Raw genomic sequence first — 22,452 nt, forward strand, 5'->3', positions numbered from 1 at the left:
CCGCCCCCGATCCCGTACGAACGTCGTCCTGCCCCGGCCGGACCACGTCCGGTCCCGGCCGGACCACGTCCGGTCCCGGTGCGCTCCGCGCGCCGGCCGGCCTCCGTCGTAGGCTGGCTCTCGCACAGGACGGACAGGAGGCTGCGGTGGCCGAGACGACGCTCGCCGAGGTGATGGCCGAGCTGGCCGACCTCGAAGACCCGAAGGCACGCGCGGTGAACGAGCGGCACGGCGACGACCACGGTGTGAACCTCGGGAAACTGCGCGCGCTCGCGAAGCGGCTCAAGACGCAGCAGGACCTCGCGGCCCGCCTCTGGGAGACGGGCGACACCGCGGCGAGGCTGCTCGCCCTGCTGATCTGCCGACCGAAGGCGTTCGGGCGCGACGAGCTCGACGCGATGACGCGCGACGCGCGCACGCCCAAGGTGCACGACTGGCTCGTGAACTACGTGGTGAAGAAGAACCCGCACGCCGAGGAGCTGCGCCTCGCCTGGCTCGCCGATCCGGATCCCGTGGTCGCGAGCGCGGGCTGGGCACTGACCACCGAACGCGTCGCGAAGAAGCCCGAGGGCCTCGACCTCCCGGGACTCCTCGACACCATCGAGGCGCGGATGCGGGACGCCCCGGAGCGCCTGCAATGGGCGATGAACCACTGCCTGGCCCAGATCGGCATCGAGCACCCGGAACACCGCGCCCGAGCGATCGACATCGGCGAGCGCCTGGGTGTGCTCAAGGACTACCCGACGTCCCCGGGCTGCACATCGCCGTTCGCGCCGGTCTGGATCACCGAGATGGTGCGCCGGCAGCAGGACACTACGACCGCCTGAATCGCGTACGCGGTTCCTCCTCGCGCGACACCACCATCCGTACGCAACCCCCGGGGGCACCACGACCGTGAACACCGACATGCTCGGCCCGCAGACCCTGATCGAGGACGTGCCGGCCTTCGCCGCCCACACCCGCCAGGCCGTACTCCTCCGTCCGACGGCGGGTCACCCCGGCCCGCACGACAGCTCGGTCGGCGGCCCGCTGCTGTGGCCGGAGGACGAGCCCTGGCCGGTGTGCCGGGCGCCGCACGTGGTCCACAAGCGGGAGAAGCTCTCGGACGAGGACAAGGAGACCTGGCAGGAGTGCGACCGCCGGATGAAGGAACGGCGCCGCGCGCGGGGCGGCGGTGCGTACGTGATGAGCGAGGAGGACGTCGCAGCGCAGCGGCGGATCATGGACGGTGCCGGATCGCTCGACCTGGTCACGTGGGAGCGGATCCGGACGGTCGGGGAAGTTCCCGCCGTACCCGTTCCGATGGTCCCGGTGCTCCAGCTCCGCGCCGGTGACGTTCCCGGCCTGCCCGTGCCGGAAGGGACGGACCTGCTCCAGCTGCTGTGGTGTCCCGACGACCACGCCGAACCGCCCGGCCAGCCGCGCTACTGGGGCCCGAACGTCGAACTGCGGTACCGAGCCGCAGGGTCGGTCGGCCCGATCCTCGGCGACCCGCCCCGGCCCGAGCACGCCGAGGCCATCTATGTACCGAACCCGTGCGTTCTGGACCCGTTCCCCGTCGTCGACCTGCCCGAGGAGGACGAACTTCCCGAGGACCTCGTCGACACGGCGCACGAGTGGGCCGAAGCCCGCGACACCGAGTACGCCCGCACGTTCGCCTGCCTGCCCGGCTGGAAGGCGGGAGGCTGGCCCAGCTGGCACCTCACCGATCTCGTCCGCATCGACTGCGCCGCGTGCGGGACCCGGATGCGCCTGCTGCTGACCCTGGACAGCGGGACGGACCCCGGGCTCAACCTGGGCCGCTTCGGTGAACTCCGCGTCTTCACCTGTCCCACGGACCTCTCCCACCCGTTCCGCCTCAACGTGCAGTAGACCGGCGCGCGACCGCCGCACCCGTACCTCCCTGCGGGTGAGCCGCCGACGCCGCAACCGTGCCACCCTGCCTACTCCTTCGGGTGAACGCGGGTCGGTGAGCTGCCGCGCGGTGGCGGTACGGGGGCCCGGTCGGCCCGCGAGGCCGGTGCAGGACCCCACGGCAACGTCGTTACGATCGGCGCCGCCGAGGCCGACATCGCCACGCCTACTGTCACGCACAGACCTGACCTGCTGATATGCGGCCATGCAGACGGTGTCGAGGCCCGGCTCTTCCGCACGAGGACGGGGAGGCACGTACATGACGATGCACGAGCGAGGCGGCCAGGACCGGCAGCAGAGCGCGGGGATTCGACTGGCGCAACTGCTGCGCCGTTGGTGGGAGGAGGCCGGCGGCTCGTCCGGCGGTGCCCGGCCGACGCAGCAGGCGCTCGCTTCGAGGCTGGGGGTCGACCAGACGACCCTGTCGCGCTATCTGAACCCGAGGCACACGTCGACCGCCTCTCTGCGGGTGGTCGACAACCTGCACGCCCAGTTGCGCGCCCCTGCGGCGGAACTCGAACAGGCACGGGCACTGTGCCGCGCCGCGTGGCGGGAGAACAGCCGACAGCGGGAGGCTGAGGGCGGGGGAGACGCCCCCGCCACGCCGACGGACGGGACCGAGAGGAGTGCGGGAACGACCGGGACGACCTCCGGGCGCCCCGACGACGCGGGAACGAGCGCCACCGGGGCGGGGGCGCGCGGGGTGGGCGGAGAGGCAGCCGGGGTCAAGGCCGTGGCCGGGGCCAGGCCCGGAGCCGCAGCCGCCGAGCACGTATCCAGCCACACGCCCGCCCGGCTCCGCCCCCGATGGCTCCTCCCGGCCCTGTTCGTCTCGGCCGTGGCCCTGGCCTTCGCCGCCGGAGCGATGGTCCACGACCGGCTCTCCTCGGAGGACCCCGCCACCACGGCCGCCGGTGCGCCGGGCGCCGTATCGGCGAGCGAAGCACCGTACAAATGGCCTTTGCTGCGCATGGGCGTGGAGGACCAGTTCACCCGCGCCCGCGCCCTCCAGTACCTCCTGAACGCCCGCGGCTACGACCTGCGGGCCGACGGCTTCTTCCGGCAGGACACCTGGGACGCCGTCGTGGACTTCCAGAAGCGGAACGACCTGCAGGCCGACGGCAAGGTGGGCGAGAAGACCTGGCCCGAGCTGGTCGTGGACGTCGAGCAGGGCTCCGGTGAACTCGAGGTACGGGCCGTACAGGAGCTGCTGAACAACGTGGGCCTGGGGGCACGGCGGTCTCGGGCAGGTTCACCGCGGTGACCACGGACGACCTCAAGTACTTCCAGCGTACGCACGCTCTGCCGGAGACCGGCCGCGTGGACGCGGACACCTGGCTGGCCCTGCTGGTGAATCAGCAGGCCCCCGTCAAGGCGCCGGAGTACCAGAGGGCGACGAGCCCGCAGTCCTCCGCTCCCGTGTAGGGCGAAGGTCTCGGGAGGAGGACGGGCCGCCCGAGCGCGGAACAACGACCCCTGTCATGCCCTCCCGCTCGTACGGCCTTCATGCAGTGGAGCATAACCCCAGGTCAGGGCCCTGCAATGCAGGGCGCATCGATGCGCCTCGGGCAGCGACCGGATCGGCTTCCCCTCACACCGCCGATCCGGCAATGCTGGTTCTGCGGCCGGCACCCCGGACAGCACGCCCCCTCGGTGGGCGACGCGTCCAGGGCTTCGTCACGGTCCGCGTTCCCGCCAGCAGTCCGCCCGAAGGGGGCACCCATGTCCGCTGTCCGCAAGACCGTCACCGCCGCTCTGTCGACCGTCGTACTCGCAGGAGGACTCGCCCTCGGCGTAGCCGCCCCGGCGAACGCGGCCGGCTGCCCGTCCTCCGCCGCCCCGGTGATCAACGGTGCGTCGGCGAGCTGGAGCCTGCGCTGCTCCGGCAACAACGTGACGGTGTCCGGCTGGCTCCAGGACACCAGCATGGACGGCAAGTGCGCCAAGGTCCGCATCAACGCCGGCAACGGCCAGTACAAGGCAGAGACCGCGTGCAACTCCGGTGTCCGCAAGCAGTTCTCGTTCACCTTCAAGGGCACGAAGACGGCACAGGTACGCCTCGCGACGGTCTGACCACCTGATCACCCGACCATCCAAGGGAGAGACATGATCATGAACAGCAGCAGCGGACGTCGCCTGCGCGGAGCCGTGATCGCCTCGGCCGCGGCCACCGTGCTGGCCCTGGCGCCGGCCGCCCTCGCCCAGGGGGCCGCGGTCGCGCCGCCGAAGCCCGCGGACGCGCCGACCACCCTGGTCTTCGACAAGAACCAGAGCGACCCGACCGACTCGCGCCTGTCCGTCTTCAGGGGCACGAAGCTCTGGGCCACCTACCGGGCGGGGTCGGGCCTCAAGGACAAGGACGACTGCGCACGCGCCAGGGGCTGGCTGCCGAACGGCAACTGGAAGATCAAGCTCAAGACGCCCACGTACAACGGCAACCTCATCAAGGGCTACGCGATCCAGCTCGAGGACATGAAGTGCTCCAAGGGCACGCTGACCCGCACGGAGATGTTCATCCACTCCGAGATGAACCGGGACGGCAGCGCGGGCAGCACTGAGCGGCGCCGCTGGGACGGCGCCGGCGACTACAAGTCCAACGGGTGCGTGAAGCTGAATCCCACGGACATCAAGAAGATGTTCCGGCTCTTCAACCGCGAGGAGATCGGCTGGCCGACCCACCTGCGCGTGGTGTCCTGACCCGGGTGGGTGTAAGGGGCGCCGGTTCCGTCCTCGGCCGGAGGAGAACCGGCGCCCCTTCCGGCGTACGCAGTGAACGCGGCGGTGCCGTCAGTAGGTGTGCCCCACATGGGCGAGCGCCTGCTTCAGCAGCATCCCGTGTCCGCCCGGCATCTCGCCCTGCACGGCGGCGGACGCCGCCTCCTGCGGGCTGAACCACACCAGGTCCAGGGCGTCCTGCCGCGGACGGCAGTCACCCGTCACCGGAACGATGTACGCCAGGGAGACGGCGTGTTGACGCGGATCGTGGTAGGCCGTGACGCCGGCCGTGGGGAAGTACTCGGCGACCGTGAAGGGCTGCAGGGACGCCGGTACGCGCGGGAGGGCCATGGGACCGAGGTCCTTCTCCAGGTGGCGGAGCAACGCGTCACGGACCCGCTCGTGGTGCATGACACGCCCTGACACCAGGGTGCGGCTGATCGTTCCCTCTGCGCCGATGCGCAGGAGTACTCCGATGCTGGTGACTTCGCCGCTGTCGTCCACGCGCACGGGCACGGCCTCGACGTACAGGATCGGCATCTGGGCGCGGGCGACTTCCAGCTCGTCCTTGGTCAGCCAGCCGGGCGTGGTCTCGGTCATGTCAGACATCGCCTCATCATACTTTCCGGGCGGGGCATCGGCCCAGGTGACATGTCTGCCAGGCGGGTGGGAGTCGAGCGGATGGGGGACCGCTCGCGTGAACGACGCAGCTGTGTCATACATCGTGATATTACGGGCATTTGGCGGCGTGTCGGCAGCCGGAGGGCAGGGGGAAGGGGGGATTCGCCCGATTCTTCCGTGCCCTCGCCTCCGAGGAACCCGGCGGTGTATAACGCAGCGCAATCCGCCATCGAACGAAAGAGCGACGATGTCGTCCACGGAAGGCCCGCCGGTTCCGGAAGGGCCAGAACTCCGTGAATCCGCAACGGATTCACGGAAACGCCGCCGAGTCCTCGTGACAGCGGCCGCCGCGACCCTGCTCGTCGTGTGCGGGGCGCTCGCCGCCTACGGAACCCTCGGGTCCGGCGATCCCTCCGAGCGGGGGCATGGTCAGGCCGACGGGAACGCCATGACGGGACGGGGTCCCGCGACCGCGCAGACCGAAGTGGCGTACGAGGTCCTCGGAGAGGGCACCGCCGACATCGCCTACCGGGAGGCGGACGCCGAAGGCATCGTCAGGAACGCCCGCCTGCCGTGGCGGAAGACCGTACGCCTGCCGCAGGGCACCACTCCCGCCGTCAGCGTCACCCTCGGCGAGAAGGGCGGCCGGGCCGGCTGCGGCCTCACCGTCGCCGGCCGGCACGTCCAGCGCTCCACCGCGGAGGGCGCCTTCGGGCGCGGCAGCTGCGCGAGCACGGAATCCGACGCCGCCGCCCCCCGTTCGGCACCCGCCCCCGTCCCCACCAGCCAGCAAGGAACACCGTGATCCCCCAGCTCCTCGGCCGTACCGGCCGCCGCGCCGCCACCGTGGCCGGACTCGCCGCCGTCGTACTGGCCTCCACCGGCCTCACGGCATCCACCACGGCCGCCGCCCCGACACCCGAACCCGCGTCCGCCGTTACCGGCGGCGCCGTTCACGGACTGCGGAGCATCCGGCTCGACGGCACCGATCCCGCACGCCGCGCCCTGCCGGCCCGCGCCACCGAGCCGTTCAGCATGATCGGGCTCACCTGGACCGACCCCCGGGCCGAGCTCCGCGGTACGGCCGAGGTCCGCACCCGCGACCACCGCACCGGCGTCTGGTCCGCCTGGCGCGCGCTGGACCTCGACGTACGCACCCCGGAGACGGGCCTCGACAGCCGCGCCCCCGGGGTTCGAGCCGGTACCCAGCCGCTCTGGACCGGTCCGTCGAACGGCGTGCAGGTCCGGGTCGCCGCCGCATCCGGCACCCGGACGAGCCTGCCGAAGGGCCTGCGGGTCGAACTCGTCGACCCGACGACCGACGGGGCCCGCGGGGAGGCGCGAGCCGCCACGACGCTCGCGGCGAACGGGCAGCCGGCCGTCACCCCGCGTTCCGGCTGGGGCGCGGACGAGTCGCTGGTCCTCGACCCTCCGACGTACACGGCCGAGACGAAGGCCGTGTTCGTCCACCACACCGCCGGTACGAACGACTACACCTGCGACCAGTCGGCCGACATCATCCGCGCGATCTTCCTCTACCACGTGCAGGGCCAGGGCTGGAACGACATCGGCTACCAGTTCCTGGTCGACAAGTGCGGAACCGTCTTCGAGGGCCGCGCGGGCGGCATCGACAAGCCGGTCCTGGGCGCCCAGACGTACGGCTTCAACACCGACACCACCGGCATCGCGGTCCTCGGCAACTACAACGAGGCCGTCACCACGCAGCCGGTGCTCGACGCGATCGCGGGCGTCGCCGCGTGGAAGCTCGGCCTGTACGGGTACGACCCCGCCGGCACCGTGAACCTCGTCGCGGCGGCGGACAACGGCCTGTACAAGAAGGGCCAGGTGGTCACCCTGAACAGGATCTCGGGCCACCGCGACGGCTACCCGACGGAGTGCCCCGGCGAACACCTCTACGCGGACCTGCCGACGATCCGCCAACTGGCCCTGCCGCAGCCGGAACCGACGCAGCGGTCGTACTGACCGAGGGGCCGACCGCCCCGGCCGCCCCGGCCGTGACCACCGCGACGGACGGCCGGGCGGCAGCGGCGTTGCCCCGGAACAGCCGAAGGCGACGACGCCGGGTCTTCCGTGGAAGGCCCGGCGTCGTCGGTGCGGAGGCCCAGCGTCTTCGGCGCGGGTGAGGTGCTACACGAAGCGCTGTGCGGCCGAGCCGTTGCAGGCCTGGAGCGCCACGGCCTTGTTCGCGACCGGTTGGGTCAGGCACAGGCCGGTCGCGGTCGCCGGGCGGATCGTGCCGTCCGCGGGCCTGGTCCACTTCTGGTTCGCGCCGCCGTGGCAGTTCCACAGGATGGCGGCGCTGGGGGCGGCGATGTCACGGGAGTCCAGGCACCGGTCGTGGGACAGGCCGACGTGGAGGGAGCCGCGCTCGGAGTCGTACCACCAGGTCTGGTTGCGGCCGCCGAGACAGTCCCAGCCCACGACGGCCGTGTAGTTGCGGGAGGAACCGCCGACGGCGTCGAGGCACTGACCGGTGGCCGCGTTCTTGATTGGCTTGAACATGTCATCCCATGCGCCGGCGTAGAGCTTCGGGGCATTGGTGGAGGCCGGGTCGGCGCACGACGCCTCGCGCAGGCCGGAGTTGTAGAACTGCGTGAAGCAGGACGCGAACGCCCCGTGGCCGGTGGCGTTGGGGTGGTACGACTGCCGGACCGAGTTCTCGTCCGGCGGGAACGATCCGTCGTAGAAGAAGCCGCGCGCCCACGTCTGCTCCGTGCACACCTCGTGCCCGTGGAACAGCCGGGACGCGTCCAGGTAGTCGGCCCCGGAGAGCTGGGCAGCCTTGCGGACGCCGCGCTCGAACACCGGGACCGCCGTGTTGCGGCCCCAGGCCGCGTCCGAGTCGTAGCCCAGGCACCCGCCGGGCAGCTTGCCGGGGAAGTTCGGGTTGTCCGCCATGTCGGGGCTGATCGGGGACGGGTAGCTCATGAGGACGAGCTTGTACGCGTCGTCCGTGTAGCCGGCGTCGCGCATGACCTTCTTGAGGTCGGTGACGGTGGCGGCGACCTTCGGGACGATGCCGTCCACACGGGCCTGCCAGCCCGGCGCGTACTTCGGCTCGCAGGTGCCCTGGCTGAGGACCCAGCGCGTGACGCAGTCCGTCATCACCGGACCGAACTGCACGTCGTCGTTGGCGCCGAGGACGACCACCACCATCTTGACGCGGGTGTTGCGCGCCTTGATCGCGAGGTGGTCGCTCTGCACGAGCTGATCCGCGTACTGCTTCACGCCGCCGATCTTGACGTGGTACGAGGCCGCACCCGAACAGGCGATGTTCGTGGGGGCGTCGGCCGGGATGCCGGTCCGGTAGATCGCGGCGTCCTGCGAGCGGTGGCACCAGTTCGTCGGACCGTCGGTCCCGGGCCAGTACGCACCGGCGCCCTCGCCGGAGATCTCCGAGTCGCCGATCGACACGAGCGAGGTCTTCCGCTCGGCCTGCGGGCGCTCCTCGGGGCTGCCGTACAGTGCGACGGCCTCGGTCGCGCGGATCTGCTCCAGTTCGGCGGGGAGCGGCGTGGACGCCGTGCCGCCGACGACCGAGGTGGGGGCGGCCGTGGCGGGGGTGGCGTTCGCGGAGGGTACGGCGAGCGCGGCGAGGCACAGGGCTGCCGCCGCGGCGGCGGCACCCGCTCTCATTCGTGGCCTGGCGTGTGACATGAAGCCTCCCGGGTTGGTGTTACCCCCGGTATCTACTAGTCGGTAGGCGCCCCTGGGAAGCCCTCGGACATGACAACTGCTCAACTTCTCCGGATCTCCCCAACAGCGGGATCCCCGGGCTCGGTGGCGGCGTCCGTGCCGAGCAGGGGCCGGAGCGCGCCGAGAGCCGCGCCGACGCAGATGTCCCGCAACTGGGTGCGGGTGCAGGTCTCATGGCTCAGCCAGTCGACGCTGAGCACCTGGACGAAGACCAGCCAGCTCTTGAGTACGCCGGATACGGCCGCGCGGGTGGTGTCGTCGGTGAGCGGAAGTACGGCCAGGAGTCCGGCGCGGAGCGCGTCGAGCTCGTTGTTCATGATCGTCTGGATGACGGGGTCGCCCGCCAGGACCCGGTTCGCGGTGAGGACGGCGTTGCGGTTCGCCGTGAAGTAGTCGAGGTGGACGTCCATGCCCTGGACGAGCTGTTCCGTCAGGGAGCGCTCGGGGTCGAATCGCGTCTCGGCGAGCAACTGGTCCGCCGCCTGCTGGTAGACGGCCGCGAAGAGCGCGTGCTTGCTGGGGAAGTGACGGTAGAGCAAGGCCCGTGAGACACCGGCCTGTTCGGCGACCTCCTCCATCAGGACGTCGGCGTAGGGATGCGTGGCGAAGAGCCGCGCGCCGACGGCGAGAAGCTGGGCGCGGCGGTCGGCGGGGGTGAGTCGCTTGCGAGGAGGCACGGCTCGAAGCCTAGTTGACATGTGTCTACTGGGGCGAGCAACGTAGTAGACACACGTCAACCAACTGTCGTCCGAGACGACCTGGAGGGGTCATGGCCAAGGCTCTGCGCGTACTCACACAGATGATGGGCTGGGCCTGCCTGGCGATCGGGCTGTCCCACGTCGCACTCGGCAACGCGGCGATCCCCGGCGCCGGTTCCGCCGGCGCGACCATCGACAGCTGGGGCCGGTTCATGGGGGCGATCTTCGCCGGCTACGGACTGGCCTGGCTCTGGGCGGCACGGCAACGCCCCATCCCGGCGTCGGCGGTGCGCCGGCTCGCCGCGATCTTCCTGCTGGGCGGAGTGGGCCGACTGCTCTCACTCGCCGTGCACGGCTGGCCCCAGTGGTTCCAGATCGCCCTGACCGTACTGGAGATCGGCCTGCCGCCGGTCTTCTTCTGGCTGGCCGACGCGGAGGAACGGACCTCGGGCATCGACAGGGAGGGCGCGCCCGCGGCCCGATGACGCCGTCTCCGCGAGCGGCCCATTCACGTGGATACGAGCGTCCGGGGCGCCGGCATCACGTGCGCCGGCCTCCCCGACGACGACGACGGCCCCCACGAGCTGCCCAACTGAATCTGAGACCTCGGGGGCGACGGAAAGAGGCTCTGGAATGGCCCCCGGGAGCCTACGGACGCCCTCCGGCGACGGCGCGCGAGTGCCGGGACCGACCCCCTCCCGCCAGGCGCCCACCTGCCCGCCCACACCCTCTTCGAAACGGCCCTGACCTGGTATTTTCCCCGGATCTGCCTAGGCTGGGGGCTTCACCGAAGACACCGTTGGGGGACTTCATGAGTGACGCTGCCGACGCGTACGATGCCAGCCACATCAAGGTGCTGGAGGGCTGGGAAGCCGTTCGGACACGGCCCGGGATGTACGTCGGATCGACCGGCCCGAGGGGCCTCCACCAGCTGGTGTTCGAAGTCGTCGGCCGGGCGGTGAGCGAAGTCCTGGCCGGCCGTGCCGGCACCGTCGACGTCACCCTCACGACCGACGGAGGCGTACGCGTCGCCGACGACGGTCCGGGCATCGGAGTCGAGGACGCCGGGGACGACGACGGACCGGGCCTCGAAGCCCTGCTCACCAGGATGCACGCCGGAGCGGGTCCAGGAGGCCGCGATACCGTGGCCATGAGTCTCTCCGGTATCGAACTCGCCGTCACCAACGCCCTGACGAGCCGCCTGACAGCCGAGGTGCGGCGCGAGGGAATCCACTGGCTCCAGGAGTACGCACGCGGCGTCGCGCTCACACCACCCACCAGCGCGGGAACGACGACCCGAGCCGGGACCACCCTCACCTTCTGGCCCGACGCCGACCTCTTCGAGACCGTGGAGATCTCGTACGAGGTCCTCGCGGAGCGTTTCAGGGAACTGGCCTTCCTCAACCGGCGCCTGGACATCTCGCTGACCGACGAACGCCCCCATGGCGGGGCCCGATCGGTGAGGTACCGGTTCCCGGGCGGGGCCCGGGAACTCGTCGCCTTCCTCGACGCGCCGACGGGAGCGTCCGTCCACCCGGACATCATCGCCTTCGAGAGGGAGGACCCCCGGATCGCCGGCACGGTCGAGGTCGCCCTGCGGTGGCACGGCTCCCCCGAGGAACGGCTCCGGAGTTACGCCAACAGCGCGCCCACCCCCCACGGCGGCACACACATGGACGGCTTCCGCGACGGGGTGACGGCCGCGGTCAACGCGCACGCGCGGGAGCGCCGGCTCCTGAGGGAGACCGCCCACGATCTCACGGCGGACCAGGTCGGCGAGGGCCTGACGGCGGTCGTGTCACTGAAGCTGGACCGGCCCGAGTTCGCAGGTTCCACCCGCGGCGAGCTGGGCGGCGCCGAGGTGCGTGCCTGCGTCGCCGAGGCCGTACGGGAACACCTCGGCACCTGGCTGGAGAACCACCCGGAGCAGGCCGCGGCCATCGTCGGCCGGATCTTCCACAGCTCCCGCAAGGACTGAACAGCCACGCACATCCCCTGCCGGTTCCCGGGAGGCGAACCGGCAGGGGCGGTCGGCGGTCGGCGCACCCGACGGCGTAGGCCGTCCAGGTGACCGAGAATGGGCCGATGACAACCGGCGGCCTGCCGAGGGCCGTCCCGCCCGGTTGCGTGAAAGGAAACGTCCATGGGGTCACGACCGCCGTTCGGGGAAGCGCTACGGGCGCAGCTGGGAACCCCGATTCGCTCCCACGGTCTGGACAGCAGCCCGCGCTCGCGCGTGTGGCGTGTCGAGCTGCCGCAGCGGACGGTGGTCGTCAAGCAGGTCGTCGACGGCGCCGATGCCGACGAGCGCTACGCCCGCGAGGTGGCCGCCCTACGGCTCGCCGCCCGCGCCGAATCGCCCGTGGTGCCCGTACTGCTGGCAGCAGATCCCGGCGAACAGGTGCTGGTGCTGGAACACCTGGAACACGGGCGTCCGTCGGGCGACTGGATCGTCGACTACGCGGCCGCATTGGCTCGCCTGCACGCCACGGCAGGCCCGCAGGACGCAGGGGTACTACCCCGATGGCAGGGCCCGAGCACCGCCGACATCGACTCCTTCCTCAGCCTGGCGGCGGCCCTCCGGGTTCCCGTCACGCCCGGCGTCCCCGACGAGCTCGGCGACCTGCTGAAGCGACTCGACCAAGCGCCCGGACACGCCCTTCTCCACGGCGACCCCTGCCCCGGAAACGATCTCCACACCGCCGCGGGAGTCAGATTCATCGACTTCGAACAGGCGTCACTGGGCAGCGGCCTGATGGAGCTGGCCTACCTGCACATCGGCTTCCCGACCTGCTGGTGCGTCACCTCGGCACCCCAGCGGCTGCTGGAGCGCGCGGAACGCGCCTACCGCACGGCCTGGAGCACCGCGACCGGCTCCGCCATCGACATCCAGGACGGCCTCACCGACGCGTGCGCCGGCTGGCTGCTCCGAGGCGACGCACTGGTGGAACGAGCCCACCGCGACGGCACCGACCACCTGGCGCGGATCCCGCACGAGGACTGGGAATGGGGTACGGCGACGGCCCGGCAGAGACTGGTCCACCGGCTGGGCGTCGTCAGCCGGATGACCACCGACATCCCCCCACTACGCGAGGTGAGCGCCCTCACCAGGGCCATGCGCGAACGCGTGCTGGCGACCTGGCCCGAACTTCAGCCGGTACCGACGAAGCGACCCGAGGAGAGCTGACGCCCCCGGCAGGGGCGGTCACCCCGAAGCGGTACGCGGAAGGGCCCGTGGACCGAACCCGCTCGGATCGGCAAGCCACGCGGCGCGCCTGCCCGGCATGGGCCGCTCCCGGAGAACCGAGCAGTCCAGGATCCGCCCGTCACCGGTACCGATGAGCAGCTGGCCGGGTTCGGTGACGGTCAGCGCGGTGGCCACGACGGGCACACCGCCCACGGTCAGGTGCCGGCGCAGGCGGACGTGACCGTCACGGAGACCGAGCACGACGAACTCGCCGTCGTCGTACGTGATGTACACGGACTCCGTGTCGTGGTCGAGGTCCGTGGCCTTCCGGTCCGTCCTGAATTCCCACCTCGGCTCCTCGCCCGCCACCGTGCGCCGCACGACGAACGATTCGCCGGGCTGGAGCCCGTTGCGGTGGTAGACGCTGCCGGCATGGATCAGGTCGCCGTCGGCGGTCTCCGCACCGGGCCGGCGAAGTGTGTCTCGCCAGGCGTCCAGGAGTAGGAAGAGAGAAGACGGACCTCAGCCTTCCCCGCCTCACGCGGCCGTCCGGCAACCGGAACGGCCCCCGGCCCCGCCACCGCGAGCCAGTCCGCACCCGATCCGGGCTTTCGCCGTCCGTCCGTCGCGACGGTTTCCCGAAAGTAGATCCGGCTGCCACGCCGGATGCGCAACCTGCTCCGCTCCCCGTTCGTTCCGGCGGGCGCGAGGGCAGGCAGCCCGTCAGCACCGCGCACCAGGGACACCGCTCCGGAGGGAGCGAGGTGGTCGAGCTGAGCCCCGTCCTGGAGCGCGAGCCGAACCACGGCCTGAGGACGCTCCTGCCACATGGGCCGCATCAGACCGACCCACGCCGATCGCTCATCGGCGGCCACGACGACGTCGCGGCCCCCAACGCCGTCGTCCGGGACAGCCCACTGCCGCTGCCCCGAAGGAAGCCAGGCCTCCAACCGGACCGCGTCGAGCGTCGCCACGATCCGGCCGTCGGACAGCCGCTCGACCGCGCGGACGTTGCGTCGCGGGTCCCACTCCGTACTCAGGCCGGAGACCCTCTGGCGGGCTTCCTCGCGGCGGTCGGTCCGCAGGGCCGCCACTCGTGGTCCTGCCAGGTCGTCACTGGTGATCGACCCGGGCGGTACGGCCCTCCAGTCGGGCCGCTGCACCACTGCGACGTGCCCTTCGTCCCGCGCGCCCTCGTCCTGCCAGTCGTCGTACGGAGCCATCAGCACCCGCAGTTCCCGCGCGTCGAGCCATTCGAGCCCCGGACCTGGCGACCGATCCTGTGCTCGATGAGCGATGTACTGCCGCCGACCCAGCAGGCGCGGTCACCCCAGTCACGCTGGGCACCCGGAGACCGCGCCTTCCTCAGCTCCGGGCTCCAGACGAAGCCAGGCCGTCCCCAAACGACGATATGGCGTTCCAGCCCGTCACCCACATCACCCTGCGCCGTCGCCGTCGCCGTCGCCGTCGCCGTCGCCGTCGTCGCCGTCGTCGCCGACGGAGGCAACGGGATCGGCAGAGGCAACGGGGCCGACGTCGATACGGTCGGCGAGCTCACCGACCGCCCGGTCCGGCCGTACCCCCGCAGAACCGCCCCCGGGGACGAGACGGACCCGGTCCACCCCCGGGTCGTACGCGATCGGGTCGCCCGGCTCCTGGAAATGAACCGCGATCCGGACCCCGGCCCGATACGCGTCGATCCCCGCCCGGCAGTACGCGACCATCGGCGCCGGCAGCGCGTCGAACGGGAACCACCCCATCATGTCGCAGACCTCGCGCTCCATGACCCGCGGTTCGCCGCAGAACCGCCGGACCTCGAAGAAGAACCCGACGCGCGCGCCGCCGCCGGGGGAGCGGTGGTGCACAGTGACGGCGGCGAGGACATCGGCCGGGTCGACGAGGACTCCGGTCTCCTCCCTCGTCTCCCGGACGAGCGCGGTGACGACATCCTCGTGCGGCCCGTCCAGGTGACCGGACGGAAGATGCCAATGGCCCCGGGCGTAGACGTCGCCGGCTCGGCGAGAGAGCAGCACCTCGGCCCCCTTCTCCCCGTCACGCACCGCGAGCAGGTGCACGTCCACCGGCTCGGTGTGCCGCTTCGCGCCACTCATCTGTCGGCTCCTTCGCACCGGGGGAGAGCGGCGTCGCGTCGCTCGTACCGGTCCGCGGAACGGAAGCTGGATCCCGATCCCGATCCGGCCAGGGCCACGGCCACGAACCCGGAGACGCAGACCTTCACGTAGCCGTCCCCTCCGCCAAGCTCCCCGCACCGGCAGCCCTGGACTGCCCCGGAAGCCCCGGAGACAGGAACTGACGGGCCTGCAGCTCGTACGCCTCCCGGAACGCACCCGTCCCGGTGGCAGGGTCCATGAGCTCCTCGAACGTGCCGTGCTCGATGACCCGTCCCTCCTCCAGCACGTAGATCAGATCCGCGTGCCGGACACTGTGAAGACGGTGAGTGATGAGAACAGTGGTCTGACCGGTTCCCGCGAGCCGGTGGATCTGGTCGAAGACCCGCTGCTCGGCCACCGGATCCAGAGCACTGGTCGGCTCGTCGACCACGAGGACCTGCCCGTTCCGGAACTTCGCCCGAGCCAGGCCGACCTTCTGCCACTGCCCACCGGAGAGTTCCTGCCCACCCTTGTAGCCACGGGCGAGGAGGGTGTTCAGGCCGCGGGGGAGCCCCTTGAGCACCTCATCGGCTCCGGCGTAGGCCGCCGCGGACTCGATGGCCGAGTCGTCCATCGCCGCGTTGCTGCGGCCGATGCCGATGTTGACCCGGGCGGTGAAGGGCCATCGCTGGAAGTCCTGCGCAACCATCGCGACCCGAGAGAAGATCCGGGCCCGGCACGCGTCGGCGGCACTGACCTCGCCCCACAGAACCCGACCCGAAGAAGGCATGTACATCCCGCACAACAACTTCGAAACGGTCGACTTGCCCGACCCGTTCCTCCCGACCAGAGCGACGGTCCTGCCACGGGGAATGACCAGGTCCACTTCCCGGAGCGACGGCTCGTCAGCACCGTGATAGGAGAAGGAGACCTTCTCGAAGCGGATCGCGTCGAAGTCCTCCGGCACGTCCACACCCGACTCCGGGATCGCCCGCCGCTCCGCCTCGGCGCACAGCCGCTCCAGGTCGGCGACGAACAGCGACTCCTCCTGGATGTCGGTGACCCGCAGCACCAGGTCGGTGATGCTCGCCGACCCCGCCCGGATCGCGAGAACCGCCGTGCCGCCGACCGCGAGCGCCATCTGCCCGTTCCAGAGCAGCAGCCCGAGCACCCCGTACGCGGCCACCGTCGCCGCCCCGCGAGCCCCGTCGGCCACCAGCCCCGTACGCGCCGCCACCCACGCCAGCCGCGTCTGCTCCCGCTCGCTCGTCTCCGCCATCCCCCGGAAGTGCTCCAGCAGGAACGGACCCACGTCGTGAACCCGGACCTCACCCGCCGCCTGCTGGTCGATCAGCAGCCGGCTGATCAGCTGAGCGGCCCTCGCATGCTGGACGAACCGGTGCCAGCTCGCGTACCGCGCCCGCGCCATCGTCAGCGACCCCCAGGCACTGGGCAGCGCCATAGCGACCAGCAGCGGCAGCAGCGCCACGTGCAGGACCGTCAGCACGCTCGCTGCGGCGATCAGGGAGATCCCCGAGGCGACCACAGCCGTGCAGTAGCCCACCATCCGCCGCGCCGCGTCGGCGCCCCACTGCGCCGAGTCCATCAGCTTGTGGAACGCGTCGTCCTCGATCGCGTCCATCTCCACCCGCGCGACGAGCCCCAGGTACCGCTCGGTGGCCACCCGCTGGACCTTCGGCTCCAGAACTCCCGTCGAGGCGGTCGACGCCGACTTCAGCAGCGAGGAGACGACCGCCATCACCGACACGAACACCAACGCCGGCAGCGCCGCCCGCAGCCGATCGGACAGGACGCCCGACGCCAGCAACTCGGTCAGCAGCGAGTTCACCGCCACCAAGGACAGCGCCTGCGACACACCGCGGCCGATCTCACTGCCGGCCACCGTGTACAGAGCCCGGCGGTCAGCCCGCCGAGACAGCCGCACGGCCACGCCGACCTGCCGGGGAAAGCTCACGGCCATGCTCCACATACCGAGCTTCACCCATGTGCCGCGGTGGGAGTTCCAGCCCTGGTCGTACGCGAGTTCGCCGCCGAACAGCAACTGCTCGGACGCCGAGGGCGCCTCCGCGCCCGCCACGGACGACGCCTCGCCCGAAGCGGCGCTCATGCCACCCACCTGGCATCCGGACGTGCCGCACAACTGCCACCGCGACCACACCGACACCGCACAGGAACGGCCAGGAGCCGAGGCACGGTCGGAAGAACAGCACGCAGAACGGCCCGAACAGAGGGAAGGGGATGCATCAAGGCCTCCAGCCAAGCGAGTGGGGGATTCGGACGGTTCAACGACCAAGCGCTTCGCGTCGAGCACACGCGATTCGGACGGCGTTCGAACCCCGAAAGCAGGCGAAAATGAGTTCGTGCCGTGTGCACCGATCCGTACGGAACGGGCCCCGAGCCCTACCCCGGGCATGGCCGAATCGCCGACGTAGGCAACAGCCCCGACTCCGAACCGAGTTACTGGCCGACACCCGCCCCACCCATGCCCTGCTCTCAGCGCAGAGAAATCCCCATGTGGTTCTCCCGCTCCGAGCTGTACGCTGGCCACGCAGCGCTCGTCGTCCAGTGGCCAAGGACCCCGGTCGCCGGTTCGCCGGAGCCGGAAACCCGGGTTCGAATCCCGGCGACGGCTAACCCCATCGCTCTCTGCACGCCGCCCGGAAGGACGAGCGCAGCAAGCGCAGCAAGCGCGACGAGAGCGCCAACCTTCACGGGCGTGAAAGGAAGATCCCGTGCAGGACGTCCTGGAAGGACTCGCCGCCAACCCAGCCCTCCCGGAGCACCTGTTCGAGCCGCTCGCGATGACGGGCGACGAAGACGTCCGCCACGTTCTGACGTATCGCGATGACCTGTCCGAGCGCCAGGCGCGCATCCTCCGGGCCTACGACGACGTCGATGTCCACTGCCTGATCGCGAACGGCAAGGTCCCCTGGGCCGAGGTGCCACGCCATGACACCCCCTCCCTGCTGGCCGCGGCCCAGGCCGGGATCGCACCGACCGCGGTGATACGAGAGCTCGCCGGACACCACGACCCAGAAGTCCGCGGTGACCTGGCCCACTACGTCACCGACCTGCCACCCGACGTCCTCGCCACCCTCACCCGCGACCCCGCCCCGAACGTGGCGGCGCAGGCGGCCGAAGCCCCCGACCTCGCAGAGGAACTCGCCCGCCACCCCCACGTCGTGGTACGCGTGAGCCTCGCCCACAACGACCGCATCCCGCCCGCGCTGCTCGCCGCACTCCTCACCGACGGCGGCAGCCCCGCACCCACGCGCTGCGCGGCCTGCCACCCTCGAACCGAAGGCTGCTCCGACCACGCCCCGGGGATCCGCAGGATCCGGCTGGCCGCCGCCGCCAACCCGGCGGTCCCGCCCGCCGGTCTCGAGAACTTCCTCGACGCCGAAGAAGCCGGGGCACCGGCCGAGATCGCGGATCGGACCGACCTTCCACCGCACTTCCACACCCACCTGGCCACCCACCCAGCGGCCTTCGTACGAGGGACCCTCGCCCGCAATCCCAGCATCGGCACACCGCTGATCCTCCGGCTCACCGAGGACCCCGACCCCGGCGTCCGACTGGCCGTCGCGGAAAACGCCTCCGTACCGCTCGCCTACCTCACCGCGCTCGCAGGCCGGCGACGGCTCCCGAGCGGGCCGTTGCCGCGGATCCTGAACGCGAGCGAAGCCGAACTGAACGGACTGGCCGCGAGCCGCGTGGCCCAGGTACGCCCCCTCGCCGCCGCGCGCCCCGACCTTCCCACGCCGCTCGTCGACCGGTTCGCCAGAGATCCCGACATCGGAGTCGCCCGCAGGATCGCACCACACCCAGGGCTCACCGGCCACCAGCTCACCGACATGGCCGACCGCCACGGACCACCCGTATACGGCGCCCTCGCTCACAACCCCGGCTGCCCCGCCACGCTGCTCCGCCGCATGGCACGAGACGCCGGACCCGCCTGCAAGGCGCTCCGCCCGATCGCCACCCACCCGGCTTCACCGCCGGACGTCATCGAGGCACTGCTCGCGAACCCCGACCCCGGAGTCGTCCGCGCCGCAGCCGCTCACCCCGCACTGCCGATGAAGATGATGGAACGGCTGCTCACCCGAGCTGCGGCGAGCTGACACCCCTCGTCGACCGAAGCCACGGTCACGGACGACCGTCCACGCCGATCGCCCGCTACGGCCGGCCGGCCAAGCGTCACGACCTGCTTGATTCTCCGAGCGGGAACGACGCCCGTTCTTGCCACTTCACGCCGTCGTGAACAATAAGTTCGACCGAGGCGACGTGAGCCGTGAACGGGAGCCTGCCCGCGAGGCCGGCCTCGATCTCCTCCAGGACGCCGTCCTCCTGACCTTGAGCGATGGTCAGGTGCGGCACGATCTCGGCATGCCGGCCGCCGTACGGCGGAGCCTCGGGCCAACGCTCAGCGATTGCCTCGGTGAGCTGCCGCAGCGGCGCGTCAGGCTCGGGGACGAGATGAAGCACCCCCGGGAATCGCCCACAACGCTCAAACCTCAGGTCAAAGGCCTGCTGGCCGCCCAGCACGTCGGCGAGAGCGGCGTGGACGAGCGCGTCCATTCGGCTCTCGTCGAGGAACGGGAAGAGCACGGTGACGTGGGCCGGGACTCCGGCCCGAGCTGACGGGTCGAGCCGTTCGCGCCACCTCCGGACGTACGGCTCCGCCTCGGGAATCCGGACGATGAGGCCCGTCTGACCCGCTTGGAACGTCCTGGGGTTGCCATCTGCCATGACACCGCATGGTGTCAGCTCGGCCGCGGGCAGCACGGCTCTTTTCCGCGGAATGATCACGCTGCTCGGTGAAGCAGCTGGGCGAAGCGGCTGGGCGAAGCAGCTGGGCGAACCCGGACGACCAGGACGCCGCTGTCGCGGAAGTTGCCAGGTCGGATAATCGGTTGCGTACGTTCGGGATGGGGTGTGTGATCCCGGCTATGACGATTGTGCTGGGAACGCCGGTGGTCGACGGGGTACGCGAGGCCATGGCCGCACTGCGGGAATGGCAGCACGACGGAGCGCCGATGCAGTTGCATGCGGGGGACGTCGGCTGGAACTACCGGATGGGAACGGCCGAAACGGCCGCGGTGATCCGGACCTGGAGCCGCGACGGACGGATCCTCGCCGTCGGGATGCTGGACGAGCCGACGGTGCTGCGGATGACGGTCGCTCCGGACGCCTTCCAGGACGAGGACCTGGCGCGGCGGCTCGTCGAGGACTTCACAATGCCGGAGCGCGGCGTGCTGCCGGAAGGCGCGGTGGCGATCGAGGCACCTCTGGGACTGCTGCTCCACGACCTGCTGAGCAAGGAGGGCTGGGGCGTCGACGAGCCGTGGACGCCGCTCTTCCGCGACCTCGCGGAGCCGGTGGAGGACCCCGGCGTGCGGATCAGGGAGATCGGCCCGGAGCAGGCGCAGGACTTCGCCGACGTCCTGCGGTCGGCGTTCAACACCTCAAGGCCTTCGCGCGCGTACTGGCACGGGATGGCGGCGGGACCGTTCTACGAAGACGCCCGCTGCCTGGGCGCCTACGACGACCAGGACAACGTGGCGGCGGTGGTGACGGTCTGGTCGGCAGGCCCGGGGAAGCCGGGGGTGGTCGAGCCGATGGGCGTACACGAGGACCACCGTGGTCGCGGCTACGGCCGGGCGATCACCCTGGCCGGGGCTGCCGCGCTGCGGGAGATGGGCGCGTCGAGCGTGCGCGTGTGCACGCTGAGCTCCAACGGCGGTGGCATCGCCACGTACAAGTCGGCCGGCTTCGCGCCGCAGCCGGAGGTACGGGACCGGATCCGGGCGGCCTGACGCCGGGTCTGCCATGCCCTGGGTCGCGGGGCGGCCTTGGCGACGATGGACGGACGTTGGCGGTGGGCGTGTCGCTCAAAGGGCGACACGCCCACCGCCACGCGCTGTGCCTTCCTACCTGCGGTTCGACCACGCTGCCTGGCATGACACCCCGCCTGCCGGCCGGCACCGACTCACGCCGTTGCCGAGGCCTCGGCCGTTCGCAGCAGTTCGGTCCGCACAGCCGTCTTAGGGTCGACAGCCTCTCAGGTACGGGGTACGCACGGGGCGCAGCAGTCCGGTGCGGGCTCGACGCAGATGGTGACGGAGTCGGTGTTGTCGGCCGGGTCGGGGTCCTTCTCGACGGCGGTGACGGTGGCCGTGTTCGTGAGGCGGGCGGGCCTGGTGGCCTTCGCCCTGAGGCTGAGGGTGGCGCGGGCGCCGACGGCCAGTGCACCGACGGACCATTGCCCGGTCTCGGGGACGTAGGCACCGGTGGCGGTGTCGGCGGACAGGAAGACGAGCCCGTTCGGAAGGCGGTCGGCGACGGTGACACCGGTCGCGGGGCTGGGGCCGGCGTTGTGGACGGTCAGGCGGTAGGTCACGGTCTGCCCGACGGTCACGGTGGTCGCGTCGGCCGACTTGGTCACGTCCAGATCGGCGGCCGGCCTGACCTCGGTCACGGCTTCGTCGGACGTGGACGTCAGTGGCTCGGGGGTGGCCCCGAGCCGGTTCTCGTACGTGGCGACGGCGGTATTGGTCACCCGAGTGCCCGCCGTCTCCAGACCGAGGGTGACCCGGTACTCGACGGTGGTGCCCCCCGGCAGCGAGGCGGTGTTGGCCAGGCTGCCGCCCTGGGAGGCGGACGCTCCCGTGCCGAGCCGGAAGACGACCGTGTTGCTCCCGGAGTCGTACGCGGCCTGGTCGTCACCCGCCCGATCGGTCTTGACACCCGCGTTCGGACCGTCGATGACCCGCAGGGACCCGGGGACGTACGTGGTCCCCGGCGGCAGGACGTCGGTCAGCGTGAGCCGCTCAGCGGCCCCGCCGCCCTCGTTCCTGGCCGTGATCCGGTAGGTGACGACATCGCCGACGTCCAACGGACCCGCCGGTACGGCGGTCTTCGTGAGCACGACGTACGGAGCGGTTCCGAAGAACACGCCGTCGAGGAAGTTGCCGATCCCGCGGTTGCCGCCGGCCGCCGAGACCGATCGGAAGGCGAATCGGGTGGTGGTCTGCCCGGCCGGGACGGTGTAAGTGCCGGTGTAGTAGCCCCAGGCCGTGTTCCCGTCGGTGATGGAACGCTGCTCCACCACGCTCCCCGGGGCGCCGATGTCCAGCGCCATGGTGTCCTGCCCTTGCCGACCGCGATGGTAGAGCCGCCAGTACAGCTTGGTGCCGGGAGTGGTCGGCAGGTCCTGGTAGAGGGTGGAGACCTGGTTGGCGTTGAGTTCGGCGAACTGCTCGCCCTCCGCAGAGGGAACGCCGTTGAACCCGGAGTGCCATACCTCGACCATGTGGTCGGTCGCGGTGGTGAGCCAGCCCGGGACGTGCCGCGGCGCCTGGGTCTGGGAGGCGTCGGGAAGGAAGGCCATGTCGGTGACGGACGGCTGCTCGAAACTTCCGTTGACGAGGGCGACCCGGAGCGGGACGGAAGGAGGTGTGCTCATGGT

General features: G+C 71.1%; 22 protein-coding genes. 13 read left to right on the forward strand and 9 right to left on the reverse strand.

Annotated elements, in window-relative coordinates:
* Positions 1–173: 173 nt before the first annotated feature.
* From ASD33_RS24480 to ASD33_RS24500, 6 genes are all read left to right on the forward strand, one after another.
* On the forward strand, positions 174–827 hold the full coding sequence (locus ASD33_RS24480) for a DNA alkylation repair protein (protein WP_056564635.1): 654 nt from the start codon (positions 174–176) through the stop codon (positions 825–827).
* A 67-nt stretch (positions 828–894) separates the two neighbouring features.
* Positions 895–1,872: a hypothetical protein gene (locus ASD33_RS24485; protein WP_057574018.1), complete on the forward strand. Its 978-nt coding sequence runs from the start codon at positions 895–897 to the stop codon at positions 1,870–1,872.
* 301 nt (positions 1,873–2,173) lie between these two features.
* Positions 2,174–3,178: a peptidoglycan-binding protein gene (locus tag ASD33_RS24490; protein ID WP_242427216.1), complete on the forward strand. Its 1,005-nt coding sequence runs from the start codon at positions 2,174–2,176 to the stop codon at positions 3,176–3,178.
* Positions 3,175–3,339, forward strand: coding sequence for a peptidoglycan-binding protein (locus ASD33_RS36530; RefSeq protein WP_242427213.1), 165 nt, complete (start codon positions 3,175–3,177; stop codon positions 3,337–3,339). Before ASD33_RS24490 ends, ASD33_RS36530 begins: the two co-directional genes overlap by 4 nt.
* Positions 3,340–3,636: 297 nt before the next feature.
* Positions 3,637–3,987, forward strand: a complete 351-nt coding sequence (locus ASD33_RS24495; RefSeq protein WP_056564437.1) for a hypothetical protein — start codon at positions 3,637–3,639, stop codon at positions 3,985–3,987.
* 39 nt (positions 3,988–4,026) lie between these two features.
* Entirely contained in the window at positions 4,027–4,611 is a 585-nt protein-coding gene (locus ASD33_RS24500; protein WP_056564638.1) for a L,D-transpeptidase, read from the forward strand.
* Between the two features lie 90 nt (positions 4,612–4,701).
* Here ASD33_RS24500 and ASD33_RS24505 read toward each other — a convergent pair whose 3' ends face one another.
* Positions 4,702–5,238 carry an NUDIX hydrolase family protein gene (locus ASD33_RS24505; RefSeq protein WP_107103808.1) on the reverse strand — a complete coding sequence of 179 codons (537 nt, stop codon included), beginning with the start codon at positions 5,236–5,238 and terminating at the stop codon, positions 4,702–4,704.
* Between the two features lie 346 nt (positions 5,239–5,584).
* On the opposite strand from ASD33_RS24505, the gene ASD33_RS35860 reads away from it, so the two are divergent.
* Together ASD33_RS35860 and ASD33_RS24515 are read left to right on the forward strand one after the other, a co-directional pair.
* Positions 5,585–6,055, forward strand: a complete 471-nt coding sequence (locus ASD33_RS35860) for a hypothetical protein (protein WP_199863584.1) — start codon at positions 5,585–5,587, stop codon at positions 6,053–6,055.
* Positions 6,052–7,233 carry an N-acetylmuramoyl-L-alanine amidase gene (locus ASD33_RS24515; protein WP_056564445.1) on the forward strand — a complete coding sequence of 394 codons (1,182 nt, stop codon included), beginning with the start codon at positions 6,052–6,054 and terminating at the stop codon, positions 7,231–7,233. The genes ASD33_RS35860 and ASD33_RS24515 overlap by 4 nt, the downstream gene beginning before the upstream one ends.
* Positions 7,234–7,398: 165 nt before the next feature.
* Here ASD33_RS24515 and ASD33_RS24520 read toward each other — a convergent pair whose 3' ends face one another.
* Positions 7,399–8,907 carry a ricin-type beta-trefoil lectin domain protein gene (locus tag ASD33_RS24520; RefSeq protein WP_242427212.1) on the reverse strand — a complete coding sequence of 503 codons (1,509 nt, stop codon included), beginning with the start codon at positions 8,905–8,907 and terminating at the stop codon, positions 7,399–7,401.
* 101 nt (positions 8,908–9,008) lie between these two features.
* Positions 9,009–9,644: a TetR/AcrR family transcriptional regulator gene (locus tag ASD33_RS24525; protein ID WP_056564453.1), complete on the reverse strand. Its 636-nt coding sequence runs from the start codon at positions 9,642–9,644 to the stop codon at positions 9,009–9,011.
* Between the two features lie 92 nt (positions 9,645–9,736).
* Here ASD33_RS24525 and ASD33_RS24530 point away from each other — a divergent pair, with 92 nt between their 5' ends.
* From ASD33_RS24530 to ASD33_RS24540, 3 genes are all read left to right on the forward strand, one after another.
* The gene (locus tag ASD33_RS24530) at positions 9,737–10,150 is read left to right on the forward strand and encodes a DUF4345 domain-containing protein (RefSeq protein WP_056564456.1); all 414 of its coding nucleotides are present in this window, start codon (positions 9,737–9,739) and stop codon (positions 10,148–10,150) included.
* A gap of 326 nt (positions 10,151–10,476) precedes the next feature.
* Positions 10,477–11,643, forward strand: coding sequence for an ATP-binding protein (locus ASD33_RS24535; RefSeq protein WP_056564643.1), 1,167 nt, complete (start codon positions 10,477–10,479; stop codon positions 11,641–11,643).
* A 165-nt stretch (positions 11,644–11,808) separates the two neighbouring features.
* Entirely contained in the window at positions 11,809–12,852 is a 1,044-nt protein-coding gene (locus ASD33_RS24540) for an aminoglycoside phosphotransferase family protein (RefSeq protein WP_056564459.1), read from the forward strand.
* A gap of 18 nt (positions 12,853–12,870) precedes the next feature.
* On the opposite strand, the gene ASD33_RS24545 is transcribed toward ASD33_RS24540, so the two are convergent.
* From ASD33_RS24545 to ASD33_RS24560, 4 genes are all read right to left on the reverse strand, one after another.
* On the reverse strand, positions 12,871–13,233 hold the full coding sequence (locus ASD33_RS24545) for a hypothetical protein (RefSeq protein ID WP_056564463.1): 363 nt from the start codon (positions 13,231–13,233) through the stop codon (positions 12,871–12,873).
* Between the two features lie 56 nt (positions 13,234–13,289).
* Complete coding sequence (locus ASD33_RS24550; protein ID WP_157870077.1) at positions 13,290–14,075, reverse strand: hypothetical protein; 786 nt, start codon at positions 14,073–14,075, stop codon at positions 13,290–13,292.
* 213 nt (positions 14,076–14,288) lie between these two features.
* Positions 14,289–14,963, reverse strand: coding sequence for an NUDIX domain-containing protein (locus tag ASD33_RS24555; protein ID WP_079044984.1), 675 nt, complete (start codon positions 14,961–14,963; stop codon positions 14,289–14,291).
* A 124-nt stretch (positions 14,964–15,087) separates the two neighbouring features.
* Positions 15,088–17,091: an ABC transporter ATP-binding protein gene (locus ASD33_RS24560; protein WP_056564469.1), complete on the reverse strand. Its 2,004-nt coding sequence runs from the start codon at positions 17,089–17,091 to the stop codon at positions 15,088–15,090.
* 625 nt (positions 17,092–17,716) lie between these two features.
* Here ASD33_RS24560 and ASD33_RS24565 point away from each other — a divergent pair.
* Positions 17,717–19,105 (forward strand): hypothetical protein, encoded by a 1,389-nt coding sequence (locus ASD33_RS24565; protein ID WP_056564471.1) that lies wholly within the window; start codon positions 17,717–17,719, stop codon positions 19,103–19,105.
* A 76-nt stretch (positions 19,106–19,181) separates the two neighbouring features.
* Here the strand turns inward: ASD33_RS24565 and ASD33_RS24570 are convergent, their stop codons facing one another.
* The gene (locus ASD33_RS24570) at positions 19,182–19,733 is read right to left on the reverse strand and encodes a 2'-5' RNA ligase family protein (RefSeq protein ID WP_056564647.1); all 552 of its coding nucleotides are present in this window, start codon (positions 19,731–19,733) and stop codon (positions 19,182–19,184) included.
* 200 nt (positions 19,734–19,933) lie between these two features.
* Here ASD33_RS24570 and ASD33_RS24575 point away from each other — a divergent pair, with 200 nt between their 5' ends.
* On the forward strand, positions 19,934–20,800 hold the full coding sequence (locus ASD33_RS24575) for a GNAT family N-acetyltransferase (protein ID WP_056564474.1): 867 nt from the start codon (positions 19,934–19,936) through the stop codon (positions 20,798–20,800).
* Between the two features lie 245 nt (positions 20,801–21,045).
* Here the strand turns inward: ASD33_RS24575 and ASD33_RS24580 are convergent, their stop codons facing one another.
* On the reverse strand, positions 21,046–22,449 hold the full coding sequence (locus tag ASD33_RS24580) for a DUF11 domain-containing protein (protein WP_079044986.1): 1,404 nt from the start codon (positions 22,447–22,449) through the stop codon (positions 21,046–21,048).
* Positions 22,450–22,452: the final 3 nt, after the last annotated feature.

This window comes from Streptomyces sp. Root1304 (assembly GCF_001426405.1).
Lineage (GTDB): Bacteria > Actinomycetota > Actinomycetes > Streptomycetales > Streptomycetaceae > Streptomyces.